The sequence below is a fragment of the Roseateles sp. DAIF2 genome (assembly GCF_015624425.1).
Taxonomy (GTDB): Bacteria; Pseudomonadota; Gammaproteobacteria; order Burkholderiales; family Burkholderiaceae_C; genus Kinneretia.
Genome location: NZ_CP049919.1, coordinates 2,854,975 through 2,867,198, shown reverse-complemented (window position 1 = coordinate 2,867,198; position 12,224 = coordinate 2,854,975). Strand labels below are relative to the sequence as shown.

Sequence of the window (12,224 nt, the reverse complement as noted above, 5' to 3'; positions counted from 1 at the left end):
CTTGTCTTATGCTGCCGGCATGAGCGACGACACCCACATCCATCCCAGCGCCGACGTGCAGAGCCGCGACATCGGCGCCGGCACCACGATCTGGCAGTTCTGCGTCGTGCTGGCCGGCGCGCGCATCGGCCGCGACTGCAATATCAACGCCCAATGCCTGATCGAGAACGATGTGCGGCTGGGCGACCGGGTCACGGTCAAGAGCGGCGTGCAGCTGTGGGACGGCCTGACGGTGGAGGACGATGTCTTCATCGGCCCCAACGTCGCCTTCACCAATGACAAGTACCCGCGCTCCAAGCAGTACCCGGACAACTTCCAGCGCACCCGCATCGAGCGCGGCGCCTCGATCGGCGCCAATGCGACCATCCTGGGCGGCGTGACGATCGGCGCGGGCGCCCTGATCGGCGCCGGCAGCGTCGTCACCCGCGATGTGCCGGCCGGCGAGCTGTGGGTCGGCAACCCGGCGCGCTCGCGCGGGCCGGCCGACCGCGACGGCTGATCAGCCGGTCTTTCTCTTCGCCGGGCGGCGTGCCGGCGCGGCCTCGTGCCGCTCGATCCAGTCCAGGAACTCGCGGTACCAGAGCCGCGAATTGCGCGGCTTCAGCACCCAGTGGTTCTCGTCCGGGAACCAGAGCAGGCGCGCGTCGACGCCGCGCGCCTTCAGCGTGTTGTAGTAGGCCAGGCCGTTGCAGTCCGGCACGCGGTAGTCCAGCGCGCCATGGATCACCAGGGTCGGCGTCTGCATCGCCGCGGCGGCCGCATGCGGGCTCTGCGCCAGCACCTTGGGCATGTCCTGCCAATACAGGGCCTTCAGGTCCTTGGGCCGCTGCGGATAGGAATCGGCGCTGAAGGTCGCGATGCGGTCGAACACGCCGGCATGGCAGACATAGGCGCGGTAGCGGCCCGGCTTCACATGGCCGTTCATCCAGGCCACCATGAAGCCGCCATAGCTGCCGCCGGTGGCCGAGAGCCGGTGCTGGTCGGCCCAGGGCTGGGCCAGCAGCCAGTCGCTGGCGGCTTCGATGTCCTGGCTCTCCAGCTGGCCCTGGCGGCCCATGATGCTGTCGCGGAAGGCGAAGCCGAAGCCGCTGGAGCCGTGGTAGTTGACCTGGGCCACCACATGGCCGCGCGCGGCCAGCACATGCGGGTTCCAGCGGTAGCTGAAGGTGTCGCCGGCCGCCGCGAAGGGGCCGCCATGGATCACCTGCAGCAGCCCATGCCGGCGCCGCGCATCGAAGCCCGGCGGGAAGGTCAGCCACATCTGCACCGGCTCGCCCAGCGCGCCGGTGAACAGCTGCTCGCGCACATCGCCCAGGCGGCGCTGCGCCAGCAGTTCGTCGTTGAAGCGGTCCAGCCGCAGCGGCTCGGCCTCCAGGCCATGCCGCGCCAGCAGCCGCACCGGATGGCGCGCGCTGTCGCAGCCCAGCGCCAGCAGCTCGCCGGCCAGGTCGAAGCCCTGCACCCAACCGCCCTCATGCACCACGCGGCAGGCACCGCTGGCCACATCCAGGCGCCACAGATGGCGGCGCCCGCGTTGCTCGGCCGCGAACAGCAGCGCATCGCCCGCCGCACTCCAGCGCAGCGGCGCATCGACCTCCAGGTCCCAGCCGCGGCCGCCCAGGCGCTTCCAGCCGAGGCCTGGCTCCACCAGGGCCGGCTGCGCCAGCGCGGTATGGTGCTTGCCGACATGGGCCGCGGTGATCGCCAGCGCGCGGCCGTCGCCGCGGTAGCACGGCGCGCCGATGTCCCAGGCCGGCTCGTCGACCAGGCGGCTCAGGCGCCGGCCGCGGACCTCCAGCTCGCCCAGCGCCAGGCGGTTGCCCAGGCGCGGCTCGGCGGCCGGGTCGAACACGAAGGCGACGCGCCGGCCATCCGGGCTGATGTCATAGACCGAGGCGCCGCCGTTGTCGCGCGGCAGCTCCAGCTCTGTACCTTCGAACAGGTCGCGCACCTGGCCGCTGGCCAGGTCCAGCAGCAGCAGGTGCAGCACCCGGCCCATCGGGATGTTGTGGTCCCAGTAGCGGTAATAGGCCTCGCTGGTCGCGTAGCCGCTTTCCTTGCGCTCCTCGAATTCCTTGAAGCGGCGCGCCTGCGCGGCCGCGCCCTTCAGCTCCGGCCAGACCCAGGCGGAGAACAGGATGCCGCGGCCGTCGGGCAGCCATTTGAAGCTCTCGATGCCCGGTGCGAAATCGCTGGCGCGCTGCGCCTCGCCGCCGTCCGGCGCGATCAGGTACAGCTGCGGCGTCTCGTCGCGCCGCCCCTCCTGCTCGCGTTTGGCCAGGAACGCGATGCGCTCCCCGGTGGGCGACCAGACGGGCTGGCCGTCCTTGTCGCCGCAGGCGGTCAGCCGGCGCGGCACGGCACGGCCGTCGGTGGCCATCAGCCACAGGCTGCTGCTGTTCTTGTTGTCCTCCATCGAACTGCGCGTGACGCTGCAGACCAGGCTGGCGCCGTCCGGCGACAGGGAGGGGGCGCCGATGCGCTCGAAGGCCCAGAGGTCCTCGACGCTCAGCGGCGGCTTCGCGGGATGCTTGCGGGTTGTGGTGCTCATGGCGCCGCAGTGTCGCAAATTGCGACGCCCGGCAGCGCGGCTTCAGACCGAGGCGCGCACGGCGGCGATCACCCGGTCCACCTGGGCCTCGCTCATGCCGGGCCACAGCGGCAGGCTCAGCACCTCGCGGTGCATCGCCTCGGCGATCGGGAAATCGCCCTCGCCATAGCCCAGCTCGGCATAGGCCGGCTGGCGGTGCGGCGGCACCGGGTAATGGATCAGGGTGCCGATGCCCCGCTCGGCCAGGCGGGCCTGCAGCGCCTCGCGCTCGGGATGACGCACGACGAACAGATGCCAGGCCGGCTCGGCCCAGGCCGGCACCACCGGCAGCTGCAGGCCGGTGCCGGCCAGGCCGTCCAGCAGGCGCGCGGCGATCGCGCGGCGCTCCTCGGTATCGGCCGCCAGCGCCGGCAGCTTGGCCGCCAGCACCGCGGCCTGGATCTCGTCCAGGCGCGAGTTGAAGCCCTTGACCTCGTTGTGATACTTGATGCGCGAGCCGTAGTTGCGCAGCACCTTGATGGTCTCGATCAGGCCCGCGTCGGCGCCGGTGACGCCGCCGCCGTCGCCCATCGCGCCCAGGTTTTTGCCCGGGTAGAAGCTCCAGGCCGACAGATCGGCCAGGCCGCCGACCGGGCGGCCCTTGTAGCGCGCGCCATGGGCCTGGGCGCAATCGTCCAGCAGCTTCAGGCCGCGGCGCGCGGCCAGCGCCGCCAGCGCATCCATGTCGGCCGGCTGGCCGTACAGATGCACCGGCAGCAGCACCTTGGTCCGGGCGGTGATCGCGGCCTCGACCCGGGCCGGGTCGAGATTGAAGGTCTGCGGGTCCGGCTCCACCGGCACCGGCCTCGCGCCGCATTGGCTGACCGCCAGCCAGGTCGCGATATAGGTGTTGGAGGGCACGATCACCTCGTCGCCCGGACCGACGCCCAGTGCCAGCAGCGACAGGTGCAGCGCATCCAGGCCGTTGGCCACGCCGGCGGCCAGCGGTGCGCCGCAATGGGCGGCCCAGGCGGTTTCGAAGGCGGCCAGCTCCTTGCCGAGCAGGAACCAGCCGCTGCCGGCCACGCGCGCCAGCGCCGCGTCGATCGCAGCCTGCGAACGCCGGTAGACCGGCTGCAGGTCGAGGAAGGGGATCGGGTTCGGTGGGGTCGTGTTCATGCCTTCGCGCCCCCGCGCACCTCGGCCAGGAACTCGTCGTAGTTGCGGATGTAGTCGCCGGCCTCGTAGCGGTCCGAGGCCAGCACCAGCAGCACCGCGTCGGGGCTGAACTGGTACTGGATACCCCAGACCATCGGCGGGATGTGCAGGCCCAGCTGCGGGCTGTCCAGCGTGACCTGGTCGCGGCGCTCGCCGTCGTCGACGACGATGCCCAGCGATCCCTTCACGCAGACCAGGAACTGGTGGCAGGCCCGGTGCGCATGCTCGCCGCGCACCTCGCGGCTGGGCACGTCGTAGACCATGAAGAAGCGCTCGGGCGTGAACGGCAGATGCGCGCCGATCTCGCCGAAGGACAGCGCGCCGCGCAGGTCGACGATCTTGGGCAGGCGGTGCAGCCTCGCGCCGCGCGCCTGCAGCTCCGGCACCGCCGCGCCGGCCTGGCTGACCGCCAGGCCCGGGCCGGGCAGCGTGACCTCGGGCGTGTTGGCGTAGCCGGTGATATAGGCCGGGTTGCCGGCCACGATCGCATTGGGCGGCACGTCGCGCGTCACCACCGCGCCGTCGCTGACCAGGGCGCCGGCGCCGATGGTCACGCCGGGGCGGATGGTCGCGCCCGAGCCGATGCTGGCGCCGGCGCGCACCCGGGTCTCGACGAAGCGCTCGGGCCGCTGCTTGCTGCGCGGGAAGGGATCATTGGAGAAGGTGACATTCGGGCCGATGAAGACATCGTCCTCGATGCGCACGCCGTCCCACAGCTGCACGCCGCATTTGACGGTCACGCGGTCGCCCAGCACCACATCGTTCTCGATGAAGACATGGTCGCAGAGGTTGGCGTCGCGGCCGATGCGCGCGCCCGGCAGCACATGGCAGAAGGCCCAGACCCGGCTGCCCGCGCCGACATGGGGCGTCTCCAGCAGGGCCATCGGGTGGACTTGGACCCCTTCCGGGGCCGGATTCGTTTGCGTCATTGTGGTGGGGCTCAGTGGCGGCCAGGCGCAACGATAAGCGATCCCGCCCCGGGGCAAAGCGCCGGACAGCGCGGGAATCCCGGCGGAACTCCGCCCCGGGGCCGGCGGCGAACCCCGATTTGGCCGGTCATGCCCCGGTACTTCCGCACATGGCGGCGCGGGGCGGCTCCCATAATCGCTGCCATCTGAGGACAAGCGCCCTGGCGGCGACGGGAGAGATTCGGGCATGTGCGGTATCGCGGGCATCTGGCTCAAGCAAGGGGGCGACGCGGCGCGGCTGGACCGCGCGATCGCACATTTCGGCGCCAGCCTGCAGCACCGCGGCCCGGACGCCTTCGGCGTGCACCGCAGCGGTGACCATGCCGCCTTCGTCAATCTGCGCCTGGCCATCGTCGACCGCGGCGCGGCCGGCAACCAGCCCTTCTACGCACCCGGCAAGCGCCAGGGCATCGTCTACAACGGCGAGGTCTACAACTGGGCCGAGCTGCGCGCGCCGCTGGAGGGCCGCTTCCCCTTCGCCAGCCATACCGACACCGAGGTGGTGCTGGCCAGCTGGCTGGCCCAGGGCGAGGACGCGCTGGCGGCGCTGAACGGCATGTTCGGCCTGTGCCTGTGGGACGAGGAGCGCGAGAGCTTCCTGCTGGCGCGCGACCGTTTCGGCGCCAAGCCGCTCTATGTCTACGAGGACGAGCATTGCATCGCCTTCGCCTCCGAGCTGAAGGCGCTCCTGGGCCTGCCCGGCCTGGACCTGAGCCTGGACCCGATCGGCTTCCAGGACTACCTGGCCTTTCGCTACAACCTGGCGCCGCGCACCCAGTTCAAGCGCATCGAGAAGCTGCCGGCCGGTCATCTGCTGCGCTTCGAGCGCGGCCAGCGCGTCGCGCTGCGCCGCTTCGCCGCGCTGGAGGTGCGCGAGCCGCAGGCCGACCGCCCGGCGGCCGACTACCTGGACGAGCTGGATGCGCTGCTGACCCGCTCGGTGCGCGGCCAGCTGATGGGCGAGGTGCCGATCGGCGTGCTGCTGTCCGGCGGCCTGGACTCGAGCAGCATCGCCGCCTATGTGCACAAGGCCGGCGCGCGGCTGAAGGCCTACAGCATCGGCTTCCCCGAGGTCAACGAGTTCGCCTTCTCGCGCGATGTCGCGCGCCAGTACGAGCTGGACTATGTGGAGCTGAGCATCACCCAGGACGAGCTGCGCTCCGGCATGGACCGGGTGCTGCGCGAGATCGACGAGCCGATCGCCGATCCGGCCTGCTTCGCGCTGTCGCGCCTGTGCCAGCGCATCGCCGAGGACGTGACCGTGGTGCTGTCCGGCGAGGGCGGCGACGAGCTGTTCGCCGGCTACAGCCACCACCAGCTGGCCCTGCACCAGCAGCAGCTGGGCCATGACCAGGCCTTCGCGCATTTCTTCCATCAGAGCGTCTACAACCTGGAAGCCAACCAATGGCTGAAGGACAAGGGCCAGCCGCTGCAGCATCTGCGCTACCGGCCGCTGTTCGACCAGTCGGACTCGCTCTTGAGCGGCATGCAGAACTTCGAGCTGCACACCTGGCTGCCCGAAGACCTGATGATGAAGGCCGACAAGATCGCGATGGCCCATTCGCTGGAGGGGCGCTTCCCCTTCTTGGACAACGAGGTCTTCGCCTTCGCCGCGCGCCTGCCGCGCGAGATGAAGATCCCCGCCCCCGGCGCCTCCAAGCAGGTGCTGCGCCAGTTGATGGCGCGCCAGCTGCCGGCCTCGGTGGTGGAGCGCCGCAAGATGGGCTTCACGGTGCCGCCGGCCTTCTTCCTGGCGCCGCTGCACGACCGGCTGCGCGCCGCGATCGCCGCGCTGCGCGGCACCGAGCTGGCCGAGGTGCTGGACCTGGACGAGATCGCCGCCACCTTCGCGCGCTACTACGCGGGCGAGCCGCTGCCGGTGTTCAAGGCCTGGCATCTGGCGGTGCTGCTGCTGTGGTGGGCCGAGGTCTTCCCCGGCTACAAGCCCGCCGCCATGCCCTCTTTTCCTCCTTCTTCCTCCTTCGACAAGCTGCCCACGCCGATGAGCCCCACGCCCCCCACCTCCGCCGTCCATCATGTGCTGTGCGACGGTGGCCTGAGCAACCGCTTCAATGCGCTGATCTTCGCGCTGGTGCTGCGCAACAAGTTCGGCGGCGACTGGCGCATCTCCTGGCCGCGCAACAACTGGTGCGGCGCCGCCTTCGATGAGCTGTTCGCCTGCGAGCTGCCGGTCGATGAGTTGTCGATCGAGCATTTCAAGGCCCATGAACAGCAGCATGTGCTGCTGATGCACGAGAACCAGATCGGCTTCTCGCCCGAGCATCTGGTGATCAACCGCCAGCTCAGCAGCTACGAGGCCTATGCGCCCTACTTCGCCTCCGGCCGCAGCGTCGTCTACTTCAACAACCTGATCCCCGGCTTCGCCAGCCCCGAGGACCTGGCCGAGGCGCTCCAGCAGCTGCGCCCGAACGCCGAGGTCGAACGCCGCGCGCTGGAGTTCAGCCGCGCGCAGGGCATCGACGCCCAGGTGCTGGGCCTGCATATCCGCAAGACCGATTTCGGCGACAAGGTCGACGACGAGGCTCTGTTCCAGGAGGTCAAGAACAGCCCGCGGCGCTTCTTCGTCTGCTCCGACTCGGCCGCGGTCAACGAGCGCTTCGCCGCCCTGCCCAACTGCGCGGTGTTCGCCAAGACCAGCTTCCCGGAGAAGCTGGTGGCCGAGGCCGCCTGGCAGCACTGGACCCAGGATGCCGAGGGCCGGCGCTTCCCCTTCAACATCTTGCGCCCCTCCACCGCCGTGGTCGAGGGCCTGATCGACCAGCTGATTCTGTCGAGGACCACCATCATGAGCACCTCTCATTCCACCTTCCTGCACACCGCGCAGCTGTTCCACAAGAACAGCTTCCTCGACCCGTCCAGCGCGGTGACCCCGGTGGTGGCCCCGCCGCCCCCGGCGCCAGAGCGCCCGGTCACGCAGACGGACCTGCTGGAGCTGCTGAACCTGATCCGTCCCTGGCAGATGAGCAGCGACCACAAGGTGCGCATCGGCTCGAACGCCGACGGCGGCTATGTGATGCCCTCCTCCTCGCGGCGCAGCAATGCGGTGCTGTCGATCGGCATCGGCAACGAGGTCAGCTTCGACGAGGAGCTGGCCGCCGCCGGCGCCCGCGTGCTGCAGTTCGACCACACGATCGAGGCCTCGCCGAGCCGCCACCCCGGCTGCGAGTTCCATCGCCTGGGTTGGGGCGCGCGCGATTCGCATCCGCTGGTCTCGCTGGCCAGCATGGTCAAGATGCTGGACTGGGGCCAGGCCCGTCACCCGATCCTGAAGTTCGATACCGAGGGCGCCGAGTGGGACTGCCTGGGCCAGGCCAGCAGCGACGACCTGGCGCGTTTCGAGGTGCTGACCGGCGAGTTCCACGACTTCCACCAGCTGGTCGACCGCCAGTTCTTCGACCGCGTGCAGGCCGTGTTCCAGAAGCTCAACAAGACGCATCGCGTGATCCATCTGCATGCCAACAATGCCGGCGGCATGGTGATGCTGGGCGGCGTGCCCTTCCCGCGCCTGCTGGAGCTGACCTGGATGCGCCTCGGCTCGGCCACCTTCCACGGCCATTCCAACGAGCCGATCCCCGGCCCGCTGGACCGCCCGAACGTGCCGCAGCTGCCCGACCTCTATCTGCGCGCCTTCTGACGCAACAGCCGCACGCCCGCCATGCCCTTCTCCCTCTTTCCGCGCCTGCGCGAGCTGGGCCTGCCGGGCCCGATCGGCGTGCTGCAGCTGGGCGCCAGCTACGGTCAGGAGCTGCGCGAATTCGCCGAGAACGGCATCCGCGCCGGCGTCTTCGTCGAGCCGCTGCCCGAGCCTTTTGCCCATCTGTCGCAGACCTGCGCGCTGCTGCCGCCGGAGCGCTTCATCCCGGTCAACGCGCTGTGCGCCGAGACCTCGGGCAAGACCTTCCGCTTCCATGTAGCCAGCAACGGCGGCATGAGCAGCAGCATCCTGGCGCCCGGCAGCCACCTGGCCGTCAACCCGAGCGTGCATTTCACGCATGAGCTCGAACTGGTCTCCAGCACGGTGGACGAGCTGCTGCAGCGCGAGGAGGCGCAGGGCCGCGGCCGCATCGTCGCGGCGCTGGACCTGCTCTACATGGATTGCCAAGGCGCCGAATTCCAGATCCTGCGCGGCGCCTCACGCTATCTGCCTCAGTTCAAGTACATCTACACCGAGGTGATGCGCAACGAGCTCTACCAGGGCCAGGTGCCCTTCCTCGGCTACTGCCATTACCTCGACGCGCTGGGCTTCACGCTGAACGACGTCTACTTCGGCTACCCCGAACAGGCCGGCAACGCGCTGTTCATTCGCAAGGATCTGGTGGCGGTTCGAGGCTGAAACCCAGCAGACTGTCGCAAACCTACTGCGGCGACCATCTGCGTCGTTGTGCGGTGCTCGGAATCCTCACGTACAGGAAGTACGTTCCGGTTCCTGCGCTCCGGGCGCCTAGCAGCTGGCCGTCCTCGCGACGGTTTTCAACAGCCTGCTGTCAGGGTCGAGTCTACACACCGCCGGTCGGTCACAGCAATGCTGGCTGAATGCCGATTCAGCACAACCCAGCGCCGCCTCACCACTCCAACGCCAGCAGGCTGTTCGGCAGCGCGCGCTCCAGCCCGTCGTGGCGGCTGGCCTGCAGGCCGGCCCGGCAGGGGCGGCCCAGGCGAGCCGCCAGCGCGGCCTCCAGCTGCGCCACCTCGGCGGCCGCACAGGGCCGGCTGGCCAGCACGCACAGCAGGCCGCCCGACTCGGGCTTCAGTGCCGCGCCCAGCAGGCCGGCCAGCCGCGGTAGCAGCGGCCCGGGCAGGCCCAGCACCAGCACCAGGTCGAAGCCGCCGTCCTGCGGCTCGTAGACCAGATTGCCGGCCGCCAGCGCGGCGGCGGCGATGTCGATCTTGACGCCGCGATGCGCCGGCAGATAGGCGCCCAGGGCCGCCTCGGCCGCATCGCATTCGGCCGGCTCGTAGGCGGCGGGTGCGCCCTCGTCCTGGATACGCAGCAGCAGGAGTCGGCCCGCACGCTCGCGGCGCGGCGCCAGCAGGTCCTGCAGCGCGCCGGCCACCTGACGCCGCGGCGCGATGCGCGCGCCCAGGCTGGAGCCATGGTGGTGGCAAAGGAACTCCAGCAGCTCGGGCCGCGCCGCATAGTCGCGCCCCTCATGGCGGCCATGGTCCAGGTAATGCTGGCGCGGATCGGCCTGCGCGGCGGCGTCGCCGCGGTGCAGCCACGCATAGCGCACCGCATCGAAATTGGCATGCACGCGGCCCGGGTGGATGTTGGCCGTGTTGTGGATCAGGTCGCTGTCGTTCTTCAGCCCCGGCAGATGCTCGAGCCGGGCGCCGCTGTGCTGCACCGCGAAGTCGAAGGACATCTGGTCGCGCTTGCCGAAGTTCAGGATCTGCTCCCACCAGGTGACGCCGAAGCGCTGCAGCGCCGGATGGCCATGCTGGCGCAGGATCACGGTGCAAGTGGACAGCGGCGTGATGCCCTCCAGCGGGCCGAGCTTGGCGTAAAAATCCAACTGGCCACAGATGCGCTCGGCGCTCTCGTAGCCCAGCTGCACGATGGCCGCCGCCTCCTGGCGCGGGTTGACCCGGCTCGCATGGCGGAACACCTTGAACAGATAGGGCCCGGCGCTGGCCAGGTCGGCCGCCTGCGGCAGGCGCTTGAAGACCGTGATGTTGTCGATGTAGAGGCTGTAGTCCCAATCCTGCAGGTACTCGTGCGGCAGGGCCTTGGGCCGGCGCGACAGCTTCTCGCTGGGCAGCGGATGCGCGCCGATATCGCGCAGCTGCCAGACCTCGGAGCGCAGCCGCGGGTTGTCGGTGAAGCAGACCCAGTCGATCTGCAGATCGCTGCTGGCGCCGGGCGGCAGCGCGGCCAGCGGATTGCCCAGCGCCTCCTTGGCGCCGGTCAACACGGTATAGATGACGAGGCGTTGTCGGGTCATTGATCGCGTCGGTTCGAGGCTTAGCGCAGGGGGGTGAGCACGCCGCGGCCCATCGACCACAGCAGCGCCACGGCCTGCTGGCCATCGAACAGCGCGTTGACATGGGCCACGCGCAGCGAATAGTAGTCGGCCTCCGAGCCCATCACGTCGAACAGCGAGCGCCGGCCGAGCTGCTGCCATTGCTGCAGGGTGGCGGCGCGCACGCGGTCGCTGTTGCGCAGGATCTCGACGATGCGGCGCGCGCGGTCGAAGGAGGAGACCGCGACCTCGTGCATGTCGGCCACACGGTAGCGGCGCGATTCGATCGCGTCCTCGCGCTGCAGCCGCGCCGCCTCGGCACGGCGGCGCGCGGCCGAGATGCTGTGGTCGGCGCCGGGGTTGTAGAGCGGGATGTTGAGCGTCACGCCGGCCACCCAGTCGCCGCCGCGGTTCGGGCCGGTGATCGCGGTGGTGCCGACCTGCCAACTCAGCTGCGGCTTGTGGCCGGCGGCCACCGATTCGGCATAGCTGGACTGGGCCTTGGCCTGGGCCGACAGCTGGGCCACTTCGGCCGCCTGCAGCACATCGGCCTGCATCTGGCCCAGCTCGGGCACCTGGGTCAGCAGGGCCGAGTAGCTGGCGCTGGGCGGCAGCTGGTCGCCGACGAAGCGGCGCAGCCGGATCTCGGTCTGGCGCAGCGCGGTGAAGGTCTGCTCGACGGCCAGCTCGGCCTGCTGGCGGTTCTTGGTCGCCTGCACCAGCTCGCTGGAGCGGCCGCGGTCGGCGCGCACGATGGTCTCCAGCGCCTCGACCAGGCAGGCCATCTTGCGCACATATTGGCCGTAGACCTGCACCTGCAGCTGGTAGCGGCTGCGGTCCATCGCCAGCGAGACGGTCTGCAGGGCCAGCTGCTGTTCGGCATTGATCAGGCCCTGGCGCGCGGCCTCGGCCAGCTGACTGCGCCAGGCGGCGAGCTGCTCGATGCGGCCCGAGTCATAGAGCGGCGCGCTGACGTTCAGCGAGGCGCGGCCCTGCACACCCTGCTGCACCGGCAGGCCCTCGGTCTTGGTCCCGACATGGGACAGGCCGCCGCCCAGATTGATGATCGGCAGGCGCGCGGCGCGCGCCTCTTCCCAGTCGTCGCGCGCGGCCTGCGCCAGAAGGGTGATCGCGCCGAGCGACTGGCTGCGCTGCTGAGCCATCGCCACCAGCTCCTGCAGCTGCCCGCGCGGATCGGCCGTGCTGGCCTCGAAGGCGCCCGGCGCGCCGGCCGCCCCGGGCAGCGCTTCCTCGTCGCCGCAGCGGGTGCCGCTGCTCACACCGTTGCCCTCCTTGGCCGCCGGCGCCGGCGCGCTGGCAACCATCACCGGCTCGACGCGCGACTTCGCGGCGGCGCGCTTGGCCGCGGCATTGCTCTGGGCCTGAACGGCAGGCGTCAGCAGCAGCGAGCAAAGCAGGAACGCGCTCGCGCGGGAGGGGGAAAAGACGTCCTTCAACATGAACGTTACTTCATCACAGTGCGGCCAAGGCGAAGGGCCGAACAACTGGTAGGCAGCGGCGCAAATC

Annotated in this window: 8 protein-coding genes; 3 read left to right on the top strand and 5 right to left on the bottom strand. The window is 70.2% G+C overall.

Annotated elements, in window-relative coordinates; genetic code table 11:
• Positions 1-19 precede the first annotated feature (19 nt).
• A complete protein-coding gene (locus G8A07_RS13085) occupies positions 20-499 on the top strand; it encodes an acyltransferase (RefSeq protein ID WP_195797406.1) in 480 nt (159 codons plus the stop codon).
• On the opposite strand, the gene G8A07_RS13080 is transcribed toward G8A07_RS13085, so the two are convergent.
• Genes G8A07_RS13080 through G8A07_RS13070 form a run of 3 tightly spaced genes read right to left on the bottom strand, consistent with a single transcriptional unit; the run spans position 500 to position 4,677 of the window.
• Positions 500-2,551, bottom strand: a complete 2,052-nt coding sequence (locus G8A07_RS13080; protein ID WP_195797405.1) for a S9 family peptidase — start codon at positions 2,549-2,551, stop codon at positions 500-502.
• Positions 2,552-2,593: 42 nt separating this feature from the next.
• The gene (locus G8A07_RS13075; protein ID WP_195797404.1) at positions 2,594-3,709 is read right to left on the bottom strand and encodes a DegT/DnrJ/EryC1/StrS aminotransferase family protein; all 1,116 of its coding nucleotides are present in this window, start codon (positions 3,707-3,709) and stop codon (positions 2,594-2,596) included.
• Positions 3,706-4,677, bottom strand: a complete 972-nt coding sequence (locus tag G8A07_RS13070) for a WxcM-like domain-containing protein (RefSeq protein WP_195797403.1) — start codon at positions 4,675-4,677, stop codon at positions 3,706-3,708. Before G8A07_RS13070 ends, G8A07_RS13075 begins: the two co-directional genes overlap by 4 nt.
• A gap of 226 nt (positions 4,678-4,903) precedes the next feature.
• Between G8A07_RS13070 and asnB the strand changes: the two genes are divergently transcribed.
• On the top strand, positions 4,904-8,371 hold the full coding sequence (asnB, locus tag G8A07_RS13065; protein ID WP_195797402.1) for an asparagine synthase (glutamine-hydrolyzing): 3,468 nt from the start codon (positions 4,904-4,906) through the stop codon (positions 8,369-8,371).
• A 21-nt stretch (positions 8,372-8,392) separates the two neighbouring features.
• Positions 8,393-9,070: an FkbM family methyltransferase gene (locus tag G8A07_RS13060; protein ID WP_195797401.1), complete on the top strand. Its 678-nt coding sequence runs from the start codon at positions 8,393-8,395 to the stop codon at positions 9,068-9,070.
• A 229-nt stretch (positions 9,071-9,299) separates the two neighbouring features.
• On the opposite strand, the gene G8A07_RS13055 is transcribed toward G8A07_RS13060, so the two are convergent.
• Positions 9,300-10,679, bottom strand: coding sequence for a glycosyltransferase domain-containing protein (locus G8A07_RS13055; protein ID WP_195797400.1), 1,380 nt, complete (start codon positions 10,677-10,679; stop codon positions 9,300-9,302).
• Between the two features lie 20 nt (positions 10,680-10,699).
• Positions 10,700-12,157, bottom strand: coding sequence for a TolC family protein (locus tag G8A07_RS13050; RefSeq protein WP_195797399.1), 1,458 nt, complete (start codon positions 12,155-12,157; stop codon positions 10,700-10,702).
• Between the last annotated feature and the right edge of the window lie 67 nt (positions 12,158-12,224).